Origin of the sequence: Tatumella sp. JGM91, assembly GCF_018257575.1 — a bacterium.
GTDB classification, from domain to species: Bacteria; Pseudomonadota; Gammaproteobacteria; order Enterobacterales; family Enterobacteriaceae; genus Tatumella; species Tatumella punctata.
In genome coordinates this window covers 41,106-66,073 of record NZ_JAERJP010000009.1, presented here as the reverse complement: position 1 = coordinate 66,073, position 24,968 = coordinate 41,106, and the positions used below count along the sequence as shown (strand labels likewise).

The following is a 24,968-nucleotide window of genomic DNA, read 5'->3' as shown; positions in this document are numbered from 1 at the left end:
CGAAATGTTGTCATTATCATCAATCCATTTGTTGAATAACATGAGTCATGTTTCACCGGCACCGCAGGAACAAAAATGTAACAATAAATTGCTGCACCGAAGAGCATTTATTGTACGACCATATATATAAATGTAAACATCAATGATAATAACTATCATTTATATTATTTTATTTTAAAATAAATCCTTATTTATCATGTTTATGGGTTTGGTGAGGTATTTTCCTTCTATTGGCTAACTGTTAATTTTCTATTAAAAACAACCTTAGCTGCTCTCCGGAAGTTACATAAGAAAATATTTTTTATTATTAAATGTGATAAAGGTCGCAAAAAAAATTACTGCCGACAGAATATCCACCATCATGGTGTTAATGGTTCGACGCCATGTAAAATACGCAGTACCGTTATCTGCTGTTGCCAGATTCACCGTCCACTCAGGAAAATAATGGGAAATATTCAGCGTCCGAACCCTCATATTCAGCAAATCGCACTATTTGCATTAATGTTTTTACCCGGCCTTAGCTGGTCGAGCTGGGTCAGCAGAACCCCTGCAATGCGGGATCTGTTACAGGCGCCGGTTGAGTCAATGGGATTAATGCTATTCGGCTTTTCCTGCGGCTCTATGGCAGGAATTTTACTGGCAGGTAAACTGATTAACAGTTTCGGTATCCGCAGGATCATGCTATGGGGATACCTTTTGCTGTCTGCCGGTCTGCTAATACTGGCATTCAGTATGGCTATACCGGATATTGTGCTGGCATTTTTTGCACTGGCTGTTTTTGGTTTCGGTGCCGGACTGTCTGATATCACCATCAATATTGAAGCTTCAGCCTTCGAGAGACAGCAGAATAAACCCGTCATGACGATACTTCATGGTTTTTTCAGCGGCGGTACTCTGGCGGGAGCTGTTACCGGAATGCTGATGGCTGCCTTAAACCTGCCACCTCAGTGGCATTTTACGTTAATCGCCGGTCTGCTGTTGGTCTGTATTTTTCCGCTAATCAATCGCCTTGACTGGCAGAGTGAAAAAGAGGCTGCGGAACAACCTCAGTCAGGAAGCTATCAGTCCCAGGTGTTCAACGAACTACGTGATAAGCGATTACTGCTGCTGGGCGTCGTTATTCTGGCGATGGCACTGGCTGAGGGTTCTGCTAATGACTGGGTTCCTTTATTGATGACCGACGGTTATCACTTCAGCCATACTACCGGTACCCTGGTATACGTTGGTTTTACGGCCGGAATGACACTGGGCCGCTTTATCGGTGGCAGCTTTGTACGCCGCTTCGGGCGCGTCCGTATGCTGAGATTCAGTGCTTTATCTGCTGTCAGCGGCTTATTACTGGTGATTTTTTCTTCCGTCCAATGGCTGGCAGCTGTTGCAGTGATATTGTGGGGGATTGGCGCTTCTCTGGGCTTCCCCCTGACGATCTCTGCTGCCGGGGAAGGGAAAAACAGTAACCTGCGGGTCACTATTGCTGCCACACTGGGTTATATTGCTTTTCTGGTCGGCCCGCCCTGCCTCGGGTTTCTCGGCCAGTATGCCGGATTAAGGATGGCAATGCTGCCGGTACTGCTCATGGTTATAATCGCGTTTTTCTGTACTTCGTCGGCAGCATCCCCCCGCCAGGACTGAGCGTTTCCTCTGATAACCGGGACCGGAGAGACTCCCCCGGAACAGAAGTGACTCTGTTCCGGTAAACGCTTTTATTTCAGCGCTTTTGCTGCAGTAATAAGACCATCCAGCCACTCCTGATGACCATTGATCATCGGATTAGGAGTGGTCTTTGCCAGTTCAACAGCCGGCTGCCCGTTCTGAGTTTCCTGGGTAAGAATACGGACACGGTTGCCAGGAAGATCCTCCACCAGCCACGCATGCAGTACATCCAGACGTTCATCACTGCCCGTCTCACCTGACCAGCCATGCCAGGAAACACGAGCAACATCTCCGCTATCTGGTGCACAATATTCCGTGACCTGCGCTTCGACATGGAAGCCAAACGTCTCGAAACTGAAGCGCATATCTGCCGCCAATTGCGGACCTTTATTGTCATAATACCGTGCGTTGGCGGAATTTTTATAGTAATCCGGCCATCGTGCCGGAGTAGTAAGCAATGGCCAGATATCCCGGGTCGTCAGACCGGATACAATGACTTCATTTGAGCAGTAATTGTCAGTAAAGCCAGGAACAAAACCTTCCGGCCAGTTAATCCCATTCATTTTCATACAATTTTCTCTATATAAGGATGCTACACGTTCCGGTAGCAGACAAATAAAGTATCCTGTCAATGCAGAAATAAGACCAATCACCATTTTTTATTTCTATTATTCTCTGTGGTGATATCTTAATCACAGAATACAAACGGAAGCATTATGCTGTCCGTGAACCGGTCACTTGTTCAGCCCGGCACTGTAGAACAGTATATGACCCGTCACATACAATGTTAAACATAAACCGGGCTTACATGACGAAGAAGCCAATGCACAACGATATCCGTACTGTCGATCTTAATTTACTCAAAACACTTGATGCCCTGTTGGACGAACGCAGCGTAACCCGCGCAGCAGCACGGTTATCACTGACACAACCCGCCGTCAGTGGCATGCTGAACCGCCTGCGGGAATATTTTAATGATCCGCTTTTTACCCGTACACAGCGGGGGATTATCCCGACATTACGGGCACTGGAATTGCAGCAACCAGTGAAAGATATACTCACAGAAATCAGTGGATTACTGCAGCCAAAGACCTTTGACCCGCTAACCGCAGAAATAACCATTAAAATTGCAGCCACTGATTATGCTCTGCGGGCTGTGGTCGTTCCTTTTATAGAAGCGCTGAAGTTACAGGCACCGCATATTCGCGTAGCGGTTCTGCCCGTGAATAATGAGCAACTGGCAGCACAGTTTGAACGCGGGGATATCGATATTGCCCTGGTGACTCCGGAAACTGCGCTGCCCGATTTACATGCCAGACAGCTGTATGAAGAATACTATGTGTGTTTATTACGGAAAGAACACCCGCTGGCACAGCCCGGAGCACTGACTCTTGATAGTTTCTGTGCCATGGATCATGCACTGTTCTCCTACACCGGTGACAGTTTTCACGGAGTCACCGATGATGCGCTGGCTGCGATTGGCCGTTCCAGGCATATAGCACTTTCCGTGTACAGTTTTCTGGTATTGCCCGAAATACTGCGAGTCAGTGAGCTGATCAGTGTGGTACCGCAAAGACTGGCACGTAATCTGCCGGGCTTAACAGTCATGCCGCCGCCACTGGCAATTAAAGGCTTTAGTAAAACTGCAATCTGGCATGAACGAACACACCGTGATCCCGGCTATCGCTGGCTGCGTGAACTGTTGTTCACTATCACCCACTGAGCTGATACATGCCTACAGGGGCAGGGTAAATTATCTGTCTGCTCAATACCTTTAATGACATGTTTAACCACACCGAAGCTCTCAAACGGGTCAGCATCCGTCACAGAGACCAGCGGGGATTCATTCTTCTGAGATGTAAAGAAGGCCGTAAACTTGCCCCGCCAATGAGGCCACCACAATATCACCCGCTCCGGCGGTCAGTGAGCTATCGACAATCAGCATATCACCGTCAGCGATACCTTCTTCTGTCATCGAATCACTACTGCCCCGGATAAAACAGGTTGTTACCGGATACGCAATCAATAACTAATTAAGATCAATTCTTTGTGCAATATAGTCCCCGGCAGGTGACGGGAAGCCACAGGTAACACGACTGATAAAAAATGGCAGGTCCAGTAATAGTGGTTTATCTGCCGCCCGGTAAAGTATCACAACCCCGTTTATTACTGTTGCTATGTGCTGTGTTATGGCCGGGTCATCCTGATCACCTTTTAGTGTGCAATTTTTTAAAACCTCTGATTCAAAAGGATTTACTTATATTGATCGGATCCATTTGCTCTGATCTTCCTGCATAAAATAAAGGGATCAGCAATCACCGATCCATGCCAGCCGCAAAGGATCCCTCTCTGCAATAACCTTACCCTGCCTTTATCCCCGGAGCCTGGCGGAAAAAAGCAGAGTATCAAAACTGACTCCTTCGCCAGTTTTGATAAAAAACACAGGGGCATTGATGGCATTTTACAGACAGTTTATTTCAGGTGCCGTATGAAGGAATAAATAACCACAGATATCAGATTATCTCCATTAATTACCCAGCATTCAGTAAATACCCTGAGTAGCACTTATAAATATGATTAATCTGTTTATCCGGGCATTCCATCATCATAGTGCATATATTAATTTATTATGACAGGAATATAATTATGCAGCCCGCATCACGCCCGGCTTTTTATCGTCGTTTACTGATAAAAACGGGGAAAAAATTCTTACGCTGGAATAACTATTTCCAGACAAAACATTCACTTATTGCAACTACTCCAAAAATTGACAACTCCGCTTTCGACTGGGTTTATTTACTGGAAAATAACTGGCGGGAAATCCGCGGAGAATTAGATATATTACTGAAAAAACCACAGAATATTCCTTCCTTCCATGAAATATCTCCTGACCAGCAACGGATTTCCAAAGGTGACAACTGGAAAACTTTCGGGTTATATATATACGGTAACCGGATTGAAGCAAACTGTGCCCTCTGTCCGAAAACAGCAGCACTGATCAGTGCAATCCCCCATATGCGTACTGCCATGTTTTCTATACTACAGCCCCGCTATCATATCGTTCCTCACAAAGGCCCGACCCGAGCCATGGTGCGTGTGCATCTGGGGCTTATCGTGCCAGAAGAACGGGATAAAGTATGGATCAGGGTGGCTGACCAGAAAATGCACTGGGAGGAAGGTAAAGTCATCCTGTTTGATGACTCTCTGGAACATGAAGTACGTAATGATAGCGATGAATGGCGTGCCGTCCTGTTTCTGGATGTCGACCGGCCCATGGACAAAACCGGAACTCTGGTCAATAAGCTTCTCTTTTCCCTGATTAAAGCCAGCCCTTATATCAAACAGCCATTGAAAAATATTTCTGCATGGAACCGGAAGTACTGAGCGGGAGTAGATTAAGCCTGCTCATATAAGTACCCGTAATCTGCTATCAGGCATTCCCTGGTTCAGGAAAGGCTATACTCTTATCGACTCCTCCATGAGGTAAACGCCACACTGTTTTATAACAGGAGATTACTATGCAACAGGATCCACAGGTCATCCGGCAGTCCATTGAGCAGGCCCTGCAAGAGTCACTCTCCCTGCAAGGAGGGAAAAATGCAGACTATATCCCCTTTCTGGCACAAGTCCCTTCACACCTCAGCGCCGTGGCGGTCGTCACTGCAGAAGGGGCTGTTTATCAGGCCGGTGATAGCAGTTATCCCTTTGCCATAGAGTCTATATCGAAAGTCAGTACCCTGGCGCTGGCCCTCGAAGAAGCCGGTCCTGCCGCGATTAAAGAAAAAATAGGTGCCGACCCGACCGGACTCCCTTTTAATTCAGTTATTGCCTTAGAACTGCACAGCGGGAAACCTTTATCACCCTTAGTCAATGCCGGGGCAATGTCTGCGGTCAGTCTGCTGAAAGCAAACGATGCTGAACAGCGCTGGCAACGTATTTTACATCTGCAACAACAAATGGCCGGTTCAGCACTCGCCCTCTCAGAAGAAGTTAATCAGTCGGAGCAAAGTACCAACTTTCATAACCGGGGTATTGCCTGGCTGCTGTATTCTGCCGGCTATATGTATTGTGACCCTATGGAAGCCTGCGAGGTTTATACCCGTCAGTGTTCAGTACTGATTAACACGACACAACTGGCGACTTTCGCCGCCACCCTTGCAGCCAGAGGGATGAACCCACTCACCCGCCAGCAGGTACTCAGGAAAGATAACGTTCCCTGTATCCTCGCAGAAATGACAATGGAAGGTATGTACGGTGCCTCGGGCGACTGGGCATACAGTGTCGGACTGCCGGCAAAAAGCGGTGTCGGCGGGGGTGTTATTGCCGTCGTCCCCGGAGTGATGGGAATTGCGGCTTTTTCACCGCCACTGGATAACGAAGGCAACAGTGTACGTGCTCAGGCAATGGTCGCTTCGGTGGCCAGTCAGCTGGGCTATTCGCTGTATCGCTGAACATGCCTGCGGCAAAATATCTGTTCACTATTCTGGATATTTCCTATTGTCAGACTACTATTATGAGTAAGGCTATCCTTTTAACTCACAGGTATAAAAGAGAAGACTCATGAAAATCAAAGCGATGATACTTGCTGTTGCCGGATTATCTTTTTTTTCTGCAACCGCCGTTCAGGCTGCAGATACTAATACCGAACATATGACCTGCCAGGAATTTATAAATCTGAATCCCAAAGCAATGCTGCCCGTTGCATTCTGGATGCTGAATGATAAAACAACCTATAAGGGCGGAGATACTGTTGATTTACAGGAAACTAATAATATCGCCATCCCGCAGGTTATCGATTTATGTAAAAAGCATCCGCAAAATAAACTGTATGACTTTAAAAATGAAATTCATGACCTGCTGAAAAAATAATACACCATCATATTACATGGAAATATAGCTATTTAATAAAATATAGCTTTATTTCCTATGGTTATATTCACCGATGTATCTTTTAACAATACAGAAAGAGAGGTTAGTAAGATGAATAAGTTCTCCGGAGCCATTGTTGCCGCTTTACTCGTATTGCCTGCAGCCAGTTTTGCGGCTGATCATACCGCACATCAGACCAGGCCTATTACTAAATGGACCTGTAATGATTTTCTGAATCTGGATATGTCTTTCCAGCCAACTGCCGTCGGATTCGCTGAGGCACTGAACCAGAAACAAAAACCTGAAGACGCAGTACTGGATGTCAGCGGCATTGAGAGCGTTACCCCGGTGATCGTACAGTTGTGTGAACAAAACAAATCTGCCAACTTCAAAGCGACTACCGATAAGGCCTTCGAACAGGCGCCAAAAAAATAACATCTCGGTGCTGTTATTGTATGGCGGTGACCCTCTGGTTATCGCCATTATATTGTTATTAACAGATAACCTGTTTACCGACATCTGAAACAGTTGCGAAAGATAGTCACCGGCAAGACAATATTAATAAAAACGTCATCCTCCTGAGTATTTGAAAACATAAAAACCATACTATTTTAATATGCTATTTAATAACTCTGATATAAATAAATAACCATTAAAATATTAATATATATTTGTATTGAAAAAATTTTTATAACTTTTCCGGTTAGTGGTTCTGAGATTTTGCTTTGTCACGTGAATGCCTGATCTGATCCTTCAACTCAGCACAAATGCGATTTATTCAACACCGCTGTGTGTAGTTATCATCTCCTGACGTATCCGAATCTATTAAGTCACTACAGGTCATTCTTGCCGGATATTTAGACCAGCCCCCCGAAGTACGCTATACATCCAGCAGCAGCGCAGTAACCACTATTTCAGCTGACGTGATAAGTAAACCAGTGAAATGAAGAAGCAGACCGAATGGCTCCGGGTCGTACTGTTTGGCAAACTGGCGGAAGTGGCCGGTGAATTTTTGCGTAAAGGCTCACAGATATACATTGAAGGCCAGTTAGTTACCGGTAAATGGCAGGATAAGCATAGTCAGGAGCGTTATTCTACAGAAGTGATGGTCAACGTGAACAGTAGCATGCAGATACCGGGAAGTCGTCAGCAATCGGGTAGCTCCTCTTCTCACTCCCGGGATTCTTAACAACAAGGATGGGGACAGCCTCAGCAGCCCGTATCAGGGGGTCAGCCACCTCAGGTGGGGCGTTGTCTTCAGGAAGTCCGGCTGCGGGGATGCCGATGGATTTTGACGACCACATCCCTTTTATCGGATCTGGTTATGGTATTAATCGGGCAGCCATACACGTAATCTGACAGGGAGAGTATTATGCCAACAGTATTAAGGATCGGCGCCTATCGGTTTTACTTTTACAGTCATGAACCGAATGAACCGGCGCATGTCCATATTGATAAAGGTAATGCAACCGCTAAAATATGGTTACATGATATCAGCGTCGCGCGTAGTGTGGCTTTGCTTCGCACCAACTTCGTGAACTACAACGTCTGGTTAAAGAACATCAGATAACACTCCGGGAGGCCTGGGATGCTTACTTTGCAAAGTGAGAACGATATTCGCGTAATGAATATCTGCATTGATGATGATCGGCTGACGGTTGACCTCATGGACGGGCGCAGTATCTCTGTTCCCGTTGCCTGGTTCCCTCGTCTTGCTGCGGGTACTGCTGAGCAGCGACAAAACTGGGAGCTTTGTGGTGCCGGTTATGGTATCCACTGGCCTAAACTGGATGAAGACCTGAGTACCGAAGGACTACTTCGTGGTGCTAAAGGTGTGACTCCACGCCATTGACCGGTGTCATTTAACAAAACGGAAACGCTGACTTTGCGGTCGGCGTTTTTTTATCTGCGGAAAATCAGTTATTAATTGAATCAATACGGGGCACGGTTCAGGAACCGGAGTACCCGCTTCCGCCAGCTTAAGAATGGCGATGATCTGGCTGTCAGTAAAACGTGATCATTGAGATCCGCTACCCTTCCGGTCATAGAAATCCCCCCTGAATTCAGGTGAGTAGAAAATGCTGCTTATAAAAATACCGGTTTTTCGGGCGGATTACCATGTACCGGAACTGTCAGGAAAAGACCGGAGGCGCTTCAGACAGGAAGCCTGGGAAATCAGTAACCAGCCAGAAAGAGGCGACAAACGAGGTAAAACACATCAGAGAGCAGGGCTAAGGGTAACACCTGAAGTACCCCGGGGAAGGACCATAAACAGACCATACTGCAGAAACGACAAAGCCCCGCATTTCTGCGAGGCTTTTGAAATAGTGGTGCCCGAACTCGGAATCGAACCAAGGACACGGGGATTTTCAATCCCCTGCTCTACCGACTGAGCTATTCGGGCAACGAGGCGCATTAAACCCTAATCCCTGTTCTGCGTCAATCAGTTTTCATGAAAATCACGCTGACTGATTGTTTTTACGGCAAAATTTCGTCATTCGATTTATTACTGAACAATCTGACTGATATAGCAGCCGCCCCTTCCTGAGCGTACTGCTCTGCCCTGTTATTGATCGGTGGTCACTGCTCCCGCTGCAACGCCGCCGTTATCCGGGATATCCTGAGGTATCGTTCCTTTATCTCCGCCCGGTATCAGCGACGCGGTCTGAGGCAACAGAATATGATCAAGAATCTGACGCATCAGCGGCGCGGCTGTTACTCCGTTAACCCCGCCGTTTTCCAGAATCAGTGCTACCGCTACCTTAGGATCTTTAAAAGGAGCAAAGGCAGTATAGAAGATATGGTCACGCAAACGTACCGGAATCATTTTGGCGTTGTACACCTGGTTTTGTTTCAGGCTGAAGACCTGAGAGGTTCCGCTTTTCGCCGCAATACCGTAAGGCGCAGTATGGAAATAACGATACCCGGTACCATTCGGGGCATTCGCCATCCCGAACATCGCATGGCGCACCAGCGACCAGTAAGGGGAATCCGGGCTGCCGATCTGAGGAGACTGTGCCGGTGGCTGGTACAGTTGCTCACTGTTCCCTTGCTGTTCTTTAAGTAACAAATGCGGAGTAAGTACCTTACCGTTATTAAGCAGTGCCACCAGCGCTTTTACCATCTGTATTGGCGTCGCAATCCAGTAGCCCTGACCGATACCGACAGAGATTGTATCGCCCTGATACCAGGCTTTTTTATGCACCTGTTGCTTCCATTCGCGGCTGGGCAGCAGACCTTTATATTCTTCATGTAAATCAATACCCGTCAGCTTGCCATAGCCAAACTGGCTAAGCATATGATGGATTCTGTCGATACCCATCATATAAGCGACCTGGTAAAAGAAGGTATCCGCTGACTCTTCAATAGCTTTGGTCACATTCAGCATACCGTGGCCGGTTTTTTTCCAGTCACGATAGCGACGATCAGTGCCCGGCAACGTCCAGGTCGGAGCGCCGAAGAAGGTGGTCTGTGGCGTAATGACTCCGTTAAGCAGCGCTGACATCGCCATATAAGGTTTCACTGTCGACGCCGGCGGGTAAAGCCCCTGGGTAACACGGTTAATCAGGGGTAAATCTTTGTTCTGCAGTAATGTCTCATACGCTTTATAACTGATCCCTTTAACAAACGGGTTAGGGTCATAGCTGGGGGCTGAAACCATTGCCAGTACGGCTCCGTCATGGGGGTCTTCAACCAGCACCGCCGCACGCTGTCCCACCAGCAGGCTTTCAATATATTGTTGTAATGGCAGATCCAGCGTCAGCCAGACATTTTTACCCGCCACTGGCGGTTGCTCACTTAATACTCGTACAATACGGCCGTGATTATCGACTTCTACTTCCTGATAACCCGTTTGTCCGTGTAAAACAGACTCATAATAACTTTCAATCCCCTGCTTACCGATATTGTGGTCGGCCGCATAGTTCTCAGAAATACCTTCAGCATTCAGCCGCTTAAAATCACTGTCGTTAATCTTAGACACATAACCGACCACATGGGCCAGAGCGGCTCCGTAGGGATATTGGCGGTCCTGATAGGAGTCAATACTGACTCCCGGAAAACGATACTCATCCACAGAGAAACGGGCGATCTGTTCTTCCGTCAGTTCATCTTTAACAATGATAGGCTTATAACGGCTGGTGAGTTTCAGACGATGCCAGAAATCCGTTTGCTCATCCTGCGTCAGACCGATCAATGGCGTCAGGGCGGCGATTGTCGCTTTCAGATTAGTGATTTTATAAGGGATGATCGTCAGGTCATACTGGGTAATATTTTTCACCAGTGGCGTGCCGTTACGATCATAGATAATCCCGCGGGTGGGCGCGATGGGGATCATTTTAATGTCATTATCATTGGACCGGGTCTGATAATAACCGTGTTCTTTGATCTGCAAACGATAAAGGTTATACGTCAGAATGCCAAAGCACACTGCCACCAAACCAAAAGCCGTTATTGCGCGACGTATAAACAGTTTTTCTTCAATTTCGAAATTACGCAGATTCATTACATAACATAGTTTGCAGAGAGGAGGATCGTTAACTGACGCCTATCATAGAGAGATAGACAGACAGTGCCAGTACCAAGTTGATCCGGAAGAGACTAAAGTGTGTCATTTGTTGAAAAGTGTAACAGAAGATAAGCAACGCGAAAAAACAGCCGTGACTTTTCCGCGTTATCAGGGGCAGCTATTATGCCCGATCACCGGCCAGAACAGATTCCAGTGCAATATTGATCATATCATTAAACGTAGTCTGACGTTCTTCGGCAGTGGTTTGTTCACCGGAGCGGATATGGTCAGACACAGTGCAGATAGCCAGTGCTTTCACGCCGAACTCTGCCGCAACACCATAAATACCGGCAGCTTCCATTTCTACACCGAGGATGCCATATTTTTCCATAACATCAAACATCTGCGGGTCCGGGCTGTAGAACAGGTCGGCGGAGAAAATATTACCGACGCGGGCATCAATCCCCAGATTTTTAGCCGCATCAACCGCATTACGTACCAGCTCAAAGTCTGCAATTGCTGCGAAATCGTGATCTTTAAAACGCATACGGTTTACTTTTGAATCGGTACAGGCACCCATCCCGATAACCACATCACGCAATTTGACATCAGAGCGCACCGCCCCACATGACCCGACACGAATAATGGTTTTTACACCAAAATCGGTGATCAGTTCTTTCGCGTAAATGGAGCAGGAAGGGATCCCCATACCGTGACCCATGACCGAAATTTTACGGCCCTTATAGGTACCGGTATAACCGAGCATACCGCGCACATTGTTCACTTCACGGGCATCCTGCAAAAAGTTTTCCGCGATATATTTAGCACGTAACGGGTCACCGGGCATTAAAACGACATCTGCGAAATCACCGGGTTCAGCATTAATATGAGGTGTTGCCATGTTATTTTTCCTCTCAAACATGTCATTGTCTGCCGCAGTGGCAGACAGTGAAAAATCAGGCATGCTTTTTACAGCATGTTACGCCCGTAATCCATAGCAGAAAGCCCGAAATATGATGCAATGGTCTGGCCAATATCAGCAAAGGTATCACGCTGACCCAGCGGACCAGGGGTTACCTGCGGACCATAAATCAGGACAGGAATATGTTCGCGGGTATGATCGGTACCATGCCAGGTCGGATCACAGCCGTGATCGGCGGTCAGAATCAGCATATCGCCCTGTTTTACCTGTGCCATCAGTTCCGGTAAACGACGGTCAAATAATTCCAGACCGGCGGCATATCCTGCCACATCACGGCGATGACCCCAGCTGGAATCAAAATCCACAAAGTTAGTAAAGACGATCGCATTATCCGGGGCCTGCTGCATTTCGATCAGCGTGGCGTCAAACAGTGCATCCAGCCCGGTTGCTTTCACTTTTTTGGTGATCCCCTGCTGGGCATAAATATCCGCAATTTTACCGACCGAAATCACCTGACCATTCTTTTCTTCTACCAGCTTCTGCAGGATGGTGGCTGAAGGGGGTTCAACCGCCAGATCGTGCCGGTTACCGGTACGGACAAATTCGCCGGCTTTCTGCCCGGTGAACGGACGGGCAATCACTCGACCAATGTTATACCCCCCTTCGGTAAGCTCTTTACGTGCGATTTCACAGAGCTCGTATAAACGTTCAAGGCCAAAGGTTTCTTCATGGCAGGCAATCTGGAAAACCGAATCAGCAGAGGTATAAAAGATAGGTTTACCGCTGCGCATATGCTCTTCGCCCAGCTGGTCGAGGATCACTGTACCTGAAGAATGACAGTTGCCGAGGTATCCGGGCAGTCCGGCTTTTTCTACCAGCGTATCCAGCAGCGATTGCGGGAAACTGTTTTTTTCATCAGAAAAATAGCCCCAGTCAAATAACACCGGGACTCCGGCAATTTCCCAGTGCCCTGAGGGGGTATCTTTACCGGAAGAGAGTTCACTGGCGCAACCATAAGCACCAATAATATGCGCACTGGCATCCATTCCGGCAGGGATTTTACCGGTGGATAATTCCGCCGCTTTTGCCAGCCCCAGCGCAGTCAGGTTAGGCAAATGTAAAGGCCCTTGCCGTCCTTGGTTCGCCCGCCCTTCACTGCAGGCCTGTGCAATATGACCCAGCGTATCTGAGCCCGTATCACCAAATTTATTCGCATCAGCGCTGGCGCCGATCCCGAAGGAGTCCAGAACCATAATAAATACACGTTTCATGCTCGCCTCCTGTAGATTCTATTGAGTGAAAAACACTGATCAGATCAGTATGCGACTAATTAACCGATTCTGCGATAGATTAACGGTATTTCTTTCGGTGGCTGCTCTGTCACAGTAATCGCAGCCTCCAGGTCAATCGCAGCCTGTTGCCAGCTGTTTTCGTCAGCAGCATGTATTATCGCCAGCGGGGTGTGAGTATCCGTCTGCTGGCCCAGCACACTTATCCCGGTAAAACCGACCCCGTAATCAATGCTGTCGCTGCTGCGCTGCCGCCCTCCGCCCATCCTGACAATTGCCATCCCTGCCGCACGCGTGTCCATCGCGCCGATATAGCCAGTACGCCGGGAGTAAAGAGGACGCACCACCGGCGCAGCCGGCAGATAACGATCATAGTGTTCGACAAAATCAGTCGGTCCAGATTGTTGAGCCACCATCTGGCCGAAAACTTCTGCCGCACGGCCATTATCCAGTACCTGCATTAAACGCTGTTTTGCCTGAGATTCATCGGCAGATAAACCGCTGCTGACCAGCATTTCACTGCACAATGCCAGAGTCACTTCCAGCAGACGCGGATGGCGGTAATCCCCGCGCAGGAAACGTACTGCTTCACGAACTTCGGTAGCATTACCCGCCGAAGATGCCAGTACCTGACTCATATCGGTCAGTAGCGCCGTGGTTTTGCATCCGGCACCATTAGCCACCCCTACAATGGCACTGGCCAGCAGTGCTGACTGAGCATAGTCCGGCATAAACGCACCACTGCCCACTTTCACATCCATGACCAGCGCATCCAGCCCTTCTGCCAGCTTTTTCGCCAGAACAGAAGCCGTGATCAGCGGTATTGAATCCACGGTGGCCGTAATATCCCGGGTCGCATAAAAACGCTGATCCGCCGGGGCCAGTGAACGGGTCTGCCCGATGATGGCAACACCGGTTTCACGGATGATCTGCCGGAAGCGCTGATCATCCGGAAAAATATCAATACCGGGAATGGCCTCCAGTTTATCCAGGGTACCGCCGGTATGCCCGAGCCCTCTTCCGGAAATCATAGGAACGTAACCACCACAGGCAGCAACCATCGGCCCGAGCATCAGTGATGTCACATCACCGACGCCCCCGGTGGAGTGCTTATCAACCACCGGTCCGTTTAACTGTAAATCCTGCCAGTCGAGTACCGTCCCGGAATCACGCATTGCCATCGTCAGAGCCACCCGCTCCCCTAAACTCATATCACGGAACCAGACGGCCATCGCCAACGCAGCTATCTGTCCCTCAGTGACTGACTGGTCGGTAACCCCGCGGATAAAGCAGGTAATTTCCTCATCAGTCAGGCAATGACCATCACGTTTCTTACGGATAATTTCCTGTGGCAGTAACATAATTGTCTCCCGGCAATATTCGGCCTGTCGCTGGCAGTCAGTACCCTGATACTGCGTCCGTAACATCAGCACCGCAGGTCTTCAGCAGGCTGTTCAGTAATCCCGATGCACCAAAACGGAAATGTCGTGAATCGGCCCAGTTATCACCGAGAATATCTGCTGCCAGCGCCAGATAAGCTGCCGCATCTTCGGTGGTACGTACTCCGCCCGCCGGTTTAAAACCGACACTGGCAGCAACGCCTTTATCACGGATCACTTCCAGCATAATGGCTGCACTTTCCAGAGTCGCGTTAACGGCTACTTTACCGGTCGAGGTTTTAATAAAATCGGCACCGGCATCAATCGCAATCTCTGAAGCCTGACGTATCAACGCCGGTTGCTGTAACTCACCACTCTCGATAATGACTTTCAGCAGTACACTGGCTTCTGTACACAGCTGTTTGCAGGCGCTGACTAGCTCAAATCCGCATTGGGTGTCTCCGGCTTTCAGTGTCCGCCATGGAAACACCACATCCACTTCATCGGCCCCGTACGCAATCGCCGCGCGGGTTTCTGCTACCGCAATAGCGATATCATCGTTGCCATGAGGAAAATTGGTCACAGTCGCGATACGCACCAGAGGCGTCCCCTGTTCACGTAAGACTTTGCGGGCCAGGGGGATAAAACGCGGGTAGATACACACGGCGGCGGTCTGCCCTGCCGGTGAATTAGCCTGCCGGCACAGGGCCGTGACTTTTTCATCCGTATCATCATCATTCAGGGTGGTGAGATCCATCAGCCCTATCGCCTTACGTGCGATGCTGGTCATATCAGTCATGGAGAATTCCTCTGGAAGTTACCGGTAATTGGTAATATTTTCACAATTACTCGCTGCTTAATGTTCATATTCTAACAAAGCGTATCAGCAATAATTGCGGTGCGGATCAAGAAATCACTGCCTCTGCGGTTAACATGCGACGATAACGCACAATATGCAGTGAGTACCGGGGGACTGAAGCACAATGGGCAGAGATTTATTGTTAAAGTAATAACATAAAGTATAGCGGGTATCTTTCGCCGCTGTCAGGATGCCGCCAGCCGCGGAAACAAACGCAGGCTGTTATTCCACAGCGTTTGCGCAATCTGTTCAGCAGGTTCAGAACGCAGCTCAGTCAGAACCCGCCAGACGGCAGCGATCTGTTCCGGCCGGTTAGGTTGCCCCTGAAATCCGTGTAATGGCATATCCGGTGCATCGGTTTCCAGCACCAGAGCGTGCAGGGGTAAAGCGGCAATAGTGTTGCGTGTCTTCGCCGCCCGCGGATAAGTAATAGTCCCGCCAACACCAATCCGGTAACCGAGTTTAACAAAAGCCATCGCCTGAGACAGGCTGCCGGAGAACCCGTGGATTACGCCGCTCGCCGGCAGCTTTGCCTGCCTGAGTAACCCCGCCAGCAGATCATGTGTCCGCCGTGAATGGAGGATCACCGGCAGATCATAGCGTTTTGCCAGACTCAGTTGTGCTTTCAGACGCGAGATTTGTTGTCCGCTGTATGCCGCCAGCTGCGGGGTAAAGTAATCCAGTCCGGTTTCACCGAGTGCGACCAGTTTCGCCGGCTGTTGTTGCAGCCACTGCTGTAACTGGTCAATATCATCATCACAATGTTGCTCCGTCCACACAGGATGCAGTCCCAGAGCGGCGTACAGCGGCTGATAACGACCGGCAAGCGCCATCACAGCAGAAAAACGTGCACTGCTGACGGCCGGGACAATAATTTTTTCGACTCCGGCCTGGCTGGCACGCTTCAGTTCTGCCGCTTCATGGTGCTCAAAAGGCGGAAAATCATAATGACAATGGGTGTCGATAAACTTCAACGACGTCTCCTCAGGGCACAATAATAACAATGGCAGGTGATTTACAGCTGGCAGGATAACCGTACTGCCGGCATCCTTGCCGGCTGCTATCATCGGTTGATGACAACAGATGCAACGCTGACTCAGAGTTTCTTACGCCCAGTGAACAGACTGATAAGAAACAGGATAATACCGACGATAAATACCACTTTTGCGGCCCATGCTGCGGTTCCGGCCAGTCCGCCAAAACCCAGTGCTGCAGCGATCAATGCGATAACCAGAAAGATAATTCCCCAACGAAACATAGTCATCTCCTTACTGTCATTAATAGATTCATCTTATAAATCGTTCTGAAGCGTGTTCAGAACCGGTCCTGCGGTGAAAATATTGTTGTTAATATCGCGGTTTCTCTGCAGCCATCACAGAATCAGTGGCTGACAGACAATTCGTTTTTTACTGCACTGACACCGGAAACCTTACGGGCTATCTCCGCCGCCAGCATTTTTTGCTGCCGGTCACTGACATTCCCCGTCAGCAATACTGCTCCGTGGGTTGTTGTCACGGAAATATGGCGCGCAGACACTCGCTTATCAGCCAGCAACCGGGCAACAATTTCACTGGTGGTCGCGGTATCACTGGCATAACTCTTCAGGTCAGTCTGCTGGTTCGGCTTAAGATGCAGATTAAGCTCTGTCTTCCGGACCCCTTTAACCGATTCTGCCAGCTGTTTTACCCGCGCCATTTGCCGGTGTGAAGCGACAAAACCATCGATGGATACCACACCCCGGTTAGTTGAAACCGACAGATTGGTACTGTTAATCTGCTTGTCATCCACCAGCGCCGTTTTGACTTTCGCGGTGATGGTGCTGTCATCCATAAACTTGTCTACGCGGTTAATCGCTCCCCCCTGCTGTTGTTCCGTCGGCGTCCGGGAATGTCCGGGGGAGTCTGCCGCATAAACACCGGGACTGCATAGCAGTGAAATCAATAACAGCCGGTAAATATAACTGTTGTTTTTCATATATTTTTCCTGAGTGGTCGCTGCATCCGGTACGCCCGATGACCTGTCCATGACAGGCTGTGACGGACCCCCTTTGGCGCCGCAACCACATAATATTAATAGTAGCTGAGTTTTACGGGTGTACTGATTTTTAGGATTTGACTTAAGTGACATCCGGCCTTTACAGCTTCGGTAATATCAGTACAGATCCATCACCAGACCAGGACAGAATAAACACTTTTAGTGGTCAGGCAGAAGCAGCACAATCCGGGAATAGTTTTCCGGTCTGGCAACGCAGAAAGAGAATACAGACAATGCACGCATCCGCAGAGATAACATCAGCGGTGATAAATACCGCCTCCCGGCAGAGATATCAGCTGACCGTCAGCTGACAGACAATTGTATAATACCGCCGGGCCCCGGCTAACGGGGCTCCGGCAGAGATTCCCGGTTAATGTTCGCGGGTTTTGCGGAAAGTGACTTCAGGATAACGTTCACTGGTGATATTCAGGTTAACCATGGTCGGGGCGATATAGGTAAGGTTGTCGCCGCCATCCAGCGCAAGGTTAATCTCGTTTTTGCGCTGAAACTCATCGAATTTTTTCACATCACTGCATTCCACCCAGCGGGCAGTAGAAACGTTAACCGATTCATAAATCGCTTCAACGTTATATTCACTTTTCAGGCGCGCCACTACCACATCAAACTGCAGTACACCGACTGCGCCGACGATCAGATCATTGTTCGCTATCGGACGGAAGACCTGTACAGCACCTTCTTCAGATAACTGAACCAGCCCTTTCAGTAACTGTTTTTGTTTTAACGGATCACGCAGACGAATACGACGGAACAGCTCCGGCGCAAAGTTAGGGATACCGGTAAACTTCATTTTCTCACCCTGAGTAAATGAGTCGCCGATCTGAATCGTGCCGTGATTGTGCAAACCGATAATATCGCCGGGCCAGGCTTCTTCAACGTGAGCACGGTCACCTGCCATAAAGGTCAGAGCATCAGAGATCACCACATCTTTCCCGGTACGCACCTGATACATCTTCATGCCTTTCTCATATCTGCCTGATACTACACGCAGGAAGGCCACCCGGTCGCGGTGTTTGGGATCCATATTGGCCTGAATTTTAAATACAAAGCCACTGAACTTCTGATCACTCGCCGCTACTTCGCGGGTATCCGTTTGACGGGGCATTGGCTGCGGTGCCCAGCTGACCAGACCATCCAGCATATGATTAACACCAAAGTTGCCCAGTGCCGTGCCGAAAAATACCGGGGTCAGCTGTCCGTCGAGAAAAGCCTGTTCTTCAAATTCGTGGGAGGCCCCTTTCACCAGCTCCAGCTCTTCACGTAGCTGGGCAGCCAGCTCGTCACCGATCGCTTCATCCAGCAACGGGTTATCCAGCCCTTTGATAATACGTTCCTGCTGGATGGTATGACCCTGGCCACTCTGATAAAGGTAAGTTTCATCTTTGTACAGATGATAAACCCCTTTGAATAGCTTACCGCAGCCGATAGGCCAGGTCACCGGCGCACAGGCAATCTTCAGCTCATTCTCAACTTCATCCATCACCTCCATAGGGTCACGAATATCACGGTCGAGTTTATTCATGAACGTCAGAATCGGCGTATCACGCAGCCGTGTGACTTCCATCAGCTTACGGGTACGATCTTCGACCCCTTTGGCCGCATCAATCACCATCAGACAGCAGTCGACAGCCGTCAGGGTACGATAAGTATCTTCAGAGAAGTCCTCATGTCCCGGGGTATCAAGCAGATTAACCAGTTTATCGCGGTAAGGGAATTGCATCACTGACGTGGTGATCGAGATCCCACGCTGTTTTTCCATTTCCATCCAGTCTGATTTTGCATGCTGACTGGAGCCGCGGCCTTTTACCGTCCCGGCGGTCTGGATCGCCTGTCCGAACAATAAAACTTTTTCTGTAATTGTGGTTTTACCCGCATCCGGATGCGAAATAATCGCAAATGTGCGGCGACGAGCCACTTCGTCTAAAAAGGGTGCTGTAGCCATGAACAGGTTCTTCACTGTTGGCGGAAAGGCATCGCAGTACTGCATTTCCGGAAAAATCACGCTGACCGGGAAGAGTTTCACCGGCTTTTCTTACGAAGATAACTGACCGGCAAGCGACTGCATCCGTCAATAATCCCGTACTCGCTGCAAAGAGGCTGCAATAAACATTTCTGCTAACCGCAAGACTCTGCCAGCACATGTTACATGAAACCGGACGTTTACGGTATGTCGGCCCGCAGAGTTTCCTGGCCGAAAGTGGCTGAATGATCCCCCGTCATCATCGGGTACAGTGATTTGTTACCCTGTCCGGGGAAAAAAGACCCACCCGGGACATTCTTCCGCTGAAAACAGATAGCAATGAGAAACAGTAGCATTACAGATACTAAATAATTCACATTATTAACTTAATGATTAATAAGGAAAAAACAACAGACCACAGCTTCACAAAACCCAAAAAGTGATGCATAATTGTTCACTATAATCTTACAAATCTTACTCTCTGTTTAAAAGGTCTCTGCTATGTTAACGCCTGATATGATTGCCCGCCTGAACGACCAACTGAATCTTGAGTTCTACTCAGCAAACTTATACCTGCAAATGAGCGCATGGTGTGCAGACAAAGGATTTGAGGGTGCTGCCTCATTCCTCAAAACTCATTCCCGTGAAGAAATGGATCATATGCAGCGTCTGTTCGACTACCTGAGCGATACCGGCGCATTGCCGGTTCTGGGTAATATTGAAGCACCGCCGGTCACTTTTGAATCACTGGCCGATGTTTTTTCACAGACTTACCAGCATGAACAATTAATTACCAGTAAAATTAATGAGCTGGCCCATGCCGCTATGACCACTCATGACTACTCTACTTTCCATTTCCTGCAATGGTATGTTGCCGAGCAGCATGAAGAAGAAAAAATCTTCAAAACGGTACTGGATAAACTGGGCATGCTGGAAAACAGCTCTAACGGCGCCTTCCTGCTGGATAAAGACTTAGGTCATATGAACAACGAAATCCATAATAAAAACGCCTGATTATCCATAAGGCAGAGGCTGTTCCTCTGCCTTTCTGTTCCGCTTCACAGCGCGAATAATCACCGGAAGCTGTGTGCTGATCTCCGGCCTTTACTGCATGATAATTTATTCTCCTTTGTGTCAGCCCCGCTACGTCTCACCTCGTTATTGGTTAACTAACATCAGCTAATGTTAACTGTTATAGTTTACCCCGGGGCATCTGTTTCTTTCTGACTGGTCAGTTATGTGATTAAGTGACAGCAAACTCGCGGAGGGCGTATGGACAAGATTAAACAGATACTGCAGCAGGAAATCGACCGTCTTAACCGGACCGAACAACGGGACAACCGGCCACGTTTCAGCTTTACTTTTTTGCGTAAACATCCGTGGCTGTGGTTAGTGATGTACCTCTGTTATGCCTTGTGCACTGCGCTGATCTTTTCGACAGAGATGCTGGGCTGGCCGGCGTTCTGGTTTGCTACCGCATTCGTACTGGGTATGAGCCTGCTGATGCTGATGGACATTAATCCGAAATACCGGTTTGAAGATATTGATACCCTTGACCTGCGAGTGTGCTATAACGGCGAATGGTACTATGTCCGCGCTGTTTCCGAACAATGTCTCAGGGCAATCAGCAACGATCCGGATATTCCTCAGCGGATAAAACAAGGCATTGCCCGGTTACAGGAGAAAAAAGGCGAAGTCGATTTTTACGATATTTATCATCTGACCTGGGGTCAGCGCCGTGCGGCAACGATCTGAAACACTCACTGACATAGCCGCGCAATCAAACGCCCCAGCACCTCCACTGCCAGTTCAGCCCGGTTATCCCAGGGCCAGGCTGCATTAAAGCGAAAGCAATGACGATATTGCTGTGTGGCGGAAAACAGTTCCCCCGGCGCAATACTGATATGTTCAGCCATCGCCTGGTGATACAGCAGAGTACAGTCGGTTGCCGGCGGTAATTCTACCCATAAAAAATAACCGCCATTATCAGCATATATCTTCGCCTGTGCCGGTAAAGCCCGTTTCAAAGCCTCAACGGCCAGCTTTTTACGCTGAGCAAGCTGCCGGCGTAAGCGTTTGAGGTGAAGATCATAATGCTGGCTTTGCAGAAAATCGGCTAATGCCAGCTGTATCGGTGTACTGACAGATAAAGTGCTCATCAGCTGTAACTGCTGAATGCGGATCCCATGACCACGACTGACTACCCAGCCGATACGGAATCCGGCGGCCAGATCTTTGGAAAAAGATCCACAATGCAGTACCGTCCCCTGCCGATCCCACGCCAGTGCCGGCAGAGGAGCCTGCTCTCCCTGCCATAAATTGGTGTACACATCATCTTCAATCAGGGCTACCTGGTTTTGTTCCAGTAACCTGACCAGTTGCTGTTTGCGCTCTGCAGTCAGAGTGTACCCCAGCGGATTCTGACAGTTTGTCATCAGCCAGCAGGCTTTTATCGGCCAGCGTTTTAATGCCTGCTGAAGTTTTTGTAAATCAATACCTTCACCGGGCAGCGCCGGAATTGCCAGCGCCTTTAGTCTGAGTCTCTCTATTGCCTGTAATGCACCATAAAAAGCCGGGCTTTCAATAATCACCCAGTCACCGGGTTCGGTCACCGCCTGCAGGCTGAGATTCAGCGCATCCATCGCGCCATTAGTGATCACAATATCATCAGGGGAGACAATAATGCCCTGGCGGGTATAACGTCTCGCCAGTACTTTCCGCAAATCGACATTACCCGGAGGCAGATTATCGACGGCATCCCCTGCCGATAAACGCCGGGAGACACTGGTCAGTGAACGCATCAGTTGCTGTAAGGGGAACAGGTCAGGGTCAGGAAAAGCGGAACCAAAAGGAACGACCTGCGGATCCCTGCTGGCCTGTAATACATCAAACACAAAACGGTTTGTCTCAGTCTGTTCACTCTGGACCACCGCCGCTGCCCCGTCAGACACCTGCGGAGCCACATAGTAACCGGACTGCGGACGGGAGATAATCCAGCCCTGACTTTCCAGCAACGCATAAGCATTCATCACTGTCATCAGGCTGACTTGTTGCTGTTCCGCCTGATGCCTTAATGACGGCAGTTTATCACCCGACTGCCAGATCCCTGCATTAATTTGCTGCTGTAATTGCTGTGCAATTTGCTGAAATTTACTCACATTACCCCGGGGATAATCGGTCTGACGTGTACCTGTATAACAGGTCTGCCGCCAGAGAAAACAGGTCAGGCACTGACTTTTTGTGAACCCGTTTCCGGGCAGGCTGGCGACATCGCTGATGCATTACAATGCAGCGGAATATCAGCGAATGTCAGCTGTTCAGGTGGAACAGGACGACTGAAATAGAACCCCTGCAGAGTATCACATCCCAGCCGGGTTAACTGCTGCTGCTGCTGTTCGGTCTCCACACCTTCTGCCACAATATTCAGGTTCATACTTTTGGCTAATTCAATCATCATCGCCAGTAACCGGGTATCAGCCGCAGGCTTATTCATTTCCCGGACAAAAGTGCGGTCAATTTTAAGTTCACTGGCCGGCATACTTTGCAGGTATAACAGACTTGAGTAGCCGCTACCAAAGTCATCAATCGACACCTTAATCCCGTGCTCTTTCAGTGCTGCCAGGATACGAATAGTTTCTGCGGGCGAGCGCATCGCTGTGGTCTCACTAATTTCCAGGAGCAGTTTATCCGCAGGAATATTATTGACTGCCAGCGCATTCAGCACCACCGACAGCAGCGTTTGCTGTTCAAATTGTAAAGCTGAGAGATTCACCGACACAGAGAGTGCCGTTTTCCCCTGAGCATGCCAGCACCCGAGCTGGCGACAGGCTTCATTGATCACCCACTCTCCCAGCGGGATAATCAGCCCGCTGGTTTCGGCGACCGGCAGAAATTTCTCCGGAGGAAGTAACCCGCGGGCCGGATGCTGCCAGCGTATCAGCGCTTCATAACCGACAGTATGACCATGACGGGCATCGTTTTTTGGCTGGTAGAACAGGCGCAGCTCATTATGATGCAGCGCCCGCCATAGCTCGTTTTTCAGTTCCAGACGGGTTTTGCCGGGCGGCGTCATATTTGCCCGGTAGATACTGTAGCCATTACGGCCATTATTTTTGGTATGGTACATCGCAACATCTGCGTTAAAGATTATCTCCCGGCCTTGTGTTCCATGTTGCGGATACCGGGCAATACCAATACTGAGAGAAACCATCAGTTCATATTCACATATCAGAAACGGCTGGCCGATTGCCCTGACCATCAGGGCAGCAATATTCCCGTCATCACGGGTCGTCGTTGCCGGGGCCAGTAAAATAAACTCATCTCCCCCCACCCGCGCCAGTACATGCTCTGGCCCGATAATATTTTTCAGGCGTCCGGCGACCGCCTTTAACAAGCGGTCCCCCGTATGATGCCCGTAAGCATCATTCACCATTTTAAAACCATCCAGATCAAGGAACATCAGTGAAAATTCCGCCCCTCCGGCAGAGGTTTTCGCAATACACAGCTCCAGTTGCTCTTCAAGAAAAGCCCGGTTAGGTAATAAGGTCAGGGGATCATGCATCGCCAGTTTCTGCAACTCCTGGTTAGCAACACACAGTTTTCTCGCCAGCCGGGTAGTTTTGATTTGCGAGTCAACCATGCAGAGCAACAAACTGCTTCCCGGCACAATGAGTGCAGACAGGAATACCCACACGGCCAGAGCGGTCTGCTTAATCCCCCCGCCAGTAACGTAGCTTCCCTGCGGGAAACTGGCCGCCTGCATGCCAATACAGTGCACCACGGTAATTGCCGTACCCATGACCAGTGCAGCCTGCAACCGGCGGATCAACAGGCCATTTTCGATATTTTGCAGGCGAAATGCCAGCCACAGTGCCACACCAGACGCAATATAGGCCACCAGTACCGATACCATGACCAGCCCGTAATGCCATTCAATTCCCGGTTGTACCAGCAGGCTATACATGCCGATATAATGCATTCCCGCGATACCGCTTCCCAGCCAGACAGCCCCGCGGATGATATCCAGCCATCCCGGCTGACGGCGACCAATAACCCGGGATAGTCCGGCAATAGAAGCGGCAATCACAATAAAGAGTGACACCACGATGTAGCCGGGTCTGTAGTGCATAGACATGGGAAAAATCATCGCCAGCACCCCGGTAAAGTGCATTGACCAGACACCAACCCCCATCGCAATACCGGCTACCGCCAGCCATAATTTAGGTTTCCATCCGCGGGAACTGGTCACTCGCCCCGCCGCATCCAGGGCAGTAAACGAAGAGATCAGGGCAATAATCAGAGAAGTTAACAGCAGCCATTTATTCCAGGATACATCCAGCATAGTGACTCCCGTTGCCTTGGATGAATAAGTGAAGGTGAAAATAACAGGGACAAAAAGATGCTGTCATTTTCATTTACGGCATACCGGCCATCACGCGGATATAAGTAGCGTAATTTATTGATTAACCTGCTCAGGCA

General features: G+C 49.2%; 23 protein-coding genes, 1 tRNA gene and 1 pseudogene. 11 read left to right on the top strand and 14 right to left on the bottom strand.

Translation table 11 applies throughout. The annotated features are described in order from the left end of the window. The first annotated feature begins 444 nt into the window (after positions 1 to 444). Positions 445 to 1,632: an MFS transporter gene (locus JK198_RS07925; RefSeq protein WP_212709426.1), complete on the top strand. Its 1,188-nt coding sequence runs from the start codon at positions 445 to 447 to the stop codon at positions 1,630 to 1,632. Between the two features lie 71 nt (positions 1,633 to 1,703). On the opposite strand, the gene JK198_RS07920 is transcribed toward JK198_RS07925, so the two are convergent. After that, positions 1,704 to 2,216 (bottom strand): SRPBCC domain-containing protein, encoded by a 513-nt coding sequence (locus JK198_RS07920; RefSeq protein ID WP_212709443.1) that lies wholly within the window; start codon positions 2,214 to 2,216, stop codon positions 1,704 to 1,706. Positions 2,217 to 2,476: 260 nt separating this feature from the next. On the opposite strand from JK198_RS07920, the gene JK198_RS07915 reads away from it, so the two are divergent. Next, positions 2,477 to 3,376 (top strand): LysR family transcriptional regulator, encoded by a 900-nt coding sequence (locus tag JK198_RS07915; protein ID WP_212709444.1) that lies wholly within the window; start codon positions 2,477 to 2,479, stop codon positions 3,374 to 3,376. A 120-nt stretch (positions 3,377 to 3,496) separates the two neighbouring features. On the opposite strand, the gene JK198_RS16975 is transcribed toward JK198_RS07915, so the two are convergent. Further along, positions 3,497 to 3,628 carry a S24 family peptidase gene (locus tag JK198_RS16975; RefSeq protein WP_343878094.1) on the bottom strand — a complete coding sequence of 44 codons (132 nt, stop codon included), beginning with the start codon at positions 3,626 to 3,628 and terminating at the stop codon, positions 3,497 to 3,499. Between the two features lie 671 nt (positions 3,629 to 4,299). Between JK198_RS16975 and JK198_RS07905 the strand changes: the two genes are divergently transcribed. From JK198_RS07905 to JK198_RS07875, 7 genes and pseudogenes are all read left to right on the top strand, one after another. Then, positions 4,300 to 5,037: an aspartyl/asparaginyl beta-hydroxylase domain-containing protein gene (locus JK198_RS07905; RefSeq protein WP_212709427.1), complete on the top strand. Its 738-nt coding sequence runs from the start codon at positions 4,300 to 4,302 to the stop codon at positions 5,035 to 5,037. 134 nt (positions 5,038 to 5,171) lie between these two features. Further along, a complete protein-coding gene (glsA, locus tag JK198_RS07900; RefSeq protein WP_212709428.1) occupies positions 5,172 to 6,104 on the top strand; it encodes a glutaminase A in 933 nt (310 codons plus the stop codon). Between the two features lie 109 nt (positions 6,105 to 6,213). Beyond that, a complete protein-coding gene (gene hdeB / locus JK198_RS07895; RefSeq protein ID WP_212709429.1) occupies positions 6,214 to 6,522 on the top strand; it encodes an acid-activated periplasmic chaperone HdeB in 309 nt (102 codons plus the stop codon). Positions 6,523 to 6,633: 111 nt separating this feature from the next. Further along, positions 6,634 to 6,957: an acid-activated periplasmic chaperone HdeA gene (gene hdeA, locus JK198_RS07890; RefSeq protein WP_212709430.1), complete on the top strand. Its 324-nt coding sequence runs from the start codon at positions 6,634 to 6,636 to the stop codon at positions 6,955 to 6,957. Between the two features lie 389 nt (positions 6,958 to 7,346). Next, positions 7,347 to 7,881 (top strand): annotated as a pseudogene (gene ssb / locus JK198_RS07885) (single-stranded DNA-binding protein). A 13-nt stretch (positions 7,882 to 7,894) separates the two neighbouring features. After that, on the top strand, positions 7,895 to 8,092 hold the full coding sequence (locus tag JK198_RS07880; RefSeq protein WP_249213209.1) for a DUF4160 domain-containing protein: 198 nt from the start codon (positions 7,895 to 7,897) through the stop codon (positions 8,090 to 8,092). Positions 8,093 to 8,110: 18 nt separating this feature from the next. Then, positions 8,111 to 8,374: a DUF2442 domain-containing protein gene (locus JK198_RS07875; protein ID WP_212710344.1), complete on the top strand. Its 264-nt coding sequence runs from the start codon at positions 8,111 to 8,113 to the stop codon at positions 8,372 to 8,374. Between the two features lie 476 nt (positions 8,375 to 8,850). On the opposite strand, the gene JK198_RS07870 is transcribed toward JK198_RS07875, so the two are convergent. The 10 genes from JK198_RS07870 to prfC form a co-directional block, all read right to left on the bottom strand. Next, positions 8,851 to 8,926, bottom strand: a tRNA-Phe gene (locus tag JK198_RS07870). A gap of 162 nt (positions 8,927 to 9,088) precedes the next feature. Further along, positions 9,089 to 11,026, bottom strand: a complete 1,938-nt coding sequence (gene mrdA / locus JK198_RS07865; protein ID WP_212710343.1) for a penicillin-binding protein 2 — start codon at positions 11,024 to 11,026, stop codon at positions 9,089 to 9,091. Between the two features lie 184 nt (positions 11,027 to 11,210). Next, positions 11,211 to 11,930 carry a purine-nucleoside phosphorylase gene (deoD, locus tag JK198_RS07860; protein ID WP_212710342.1) on the bottom strand — a complete coding sequence of 240 codons (720 nt, stop codon included), beginning with the start codon at positions 11,928 to 11,930 and terminating at the stop codon, positions 11,211 to 11,213. A gap of 68 nt (positions 11,931 to 11,998) precedes the next feature. Further along, on the bottom strand, positions 11,999 to 13,222 hold the full coding sequence (gene deoB, locus JK198_RS07855) for a phosphopentomutase (RefSeq protein ID WP_212709434.1): 1,224 nt from the start codon (positions 13,220 to 13,222) through the stop codon (positions 11,999 to 12,001). Positions 13,223 to 13,281: 59 nt separating this feature from the next. Beyond that, entirely contained in the window at positions 13,282 to 14,601 is a 1,320-nt protein-coding gene (deoA, locus tag JK198_RS07850) for a thymidine phosphorylase (RefSeq protein ID WP_212710368.1), read from the bottom strand. 37 nt (positions 14,602 to 14,638) lie between these two features. Then, the gene (gene deoC / locus JK198_RS07845; RefSeq protein WP_212709435.1) at positions 14,639 to 15,418 is read right to left on the bottom strand and encodes a deoxyribose-phosphate aldolase; all 780 of its coding nucleotides are present in this window, start codon (positions 15,416 to 15,418) and stop codon (positions 14,639 to 14,641) included. Positions 15,419 to 15,663: 245 nt separating this feature from the next. Beyond that, positions 15,664 to 16,452: a TatD family hydrolase gene (locus tag JK198_RS07840; protein ID WP_249213119.1), complete on the bottom strand. Its 789-nt coding sequence runs from the start codon at positions 16,450 to 16,452 to the stop codon at positions 15,664 to 15,666. 122 nt (positions 16,453 to 16,574) lie between these two features. Next, on the bottom strand, positions 16,575 to 16,736 hold the full coding sequence (locus tag JK198_RS07835; RefSeq protein WP_212709437.1) for a DUF1328 domain-containing protein: 162 nt from the start codon (positions 16,734 to 16,736) through the stop codon (positions 16,575 to 16,577). A 122-nt stretch (positions 16,737 to 16,858) separates the two neighbouring features. Next, complete coding sequence (gene osmY, locus JK198_RS07830; RefSeq protein ID WP_212709438.1) at positions 16,859 to 17,452, bottom strand: molecular chaperone OsmY; 594 nt, start codon at positions 17,450 to 17,452, stop codon at positions 16,859 to 16,861. Positions 17,453 to 17,882: 430 nt separating this feature from the next. Next, positions 17,883 to 19,472, bottom strand: a complete 1,590-nt coding sequence (gene prfC, locus JK198_RS07825; RefSeq protein ID WP_212709439.1) for a peptide chain release factor 3 — start codon at positions 19,470 to 19,472, stop codon at positions 17,883 to 17,885. A gap of 519 nt (positions 19,473 to 19,991) precedes the next feature. On the opposite strand from prfC, the gene ftnA reads away from it, so the two are divergent. Next, positions 19,992 to 20,504, top strand: coding sequence for a non-heme ferritin (ftnA, locus tag JK198_RS07820; protein WP_212709440.1), 513 nt, complete (start codon positions 19,992 to 19,994; stop codon positions 20,502 to 20,504). Positions 20,505 to 20,762: 258 nt separating this feature from the next. After that, a complete protein-coding gene (locus JK198_RS07815; RefSeq protein ID WP_212709441.1) occupies positions 20,763 to 21,245 on the top strand; it encodes a YlaC family protein in 483 nt (160 codons plus the stop codon). A 5-nt stretch (positions 21,246 to 21,250) separates the two neighbouring features. Here the strand turns inward: JK198_RS07815 and JK198_RS07810 are convergent, their stop codons facing one another. After that, entirely contained in the window at positions 21,251 to 22,648 is a 1,398-nt protein-coding gene (locus tag JK198_RS07810) for a PLP-dependent aminotransferase family protein (RefSeq protein WP_212710340.1), read from the bottom strand. A 65-nt stretch (positions 22,649 to 22,713) separates the two neighbouring features. After that, positions 22,714 to 24,831 carry a bifunctional diguanylate cyclase/phosphodiesterase gene (locus JK198_RS07805; RefSeq protein ID WP_212710339.1) on the bottom strand — a complete coding sequence of 706 codons (2,118 nt, stop codon included), beginning with the start codon at positions 24,829 to 24,831 and terminating at the stop codon, positions 22,714 to 22,716. Between the last annotated feature and the right edge of the window lie 137 nt (positions 24,832 to 24,968).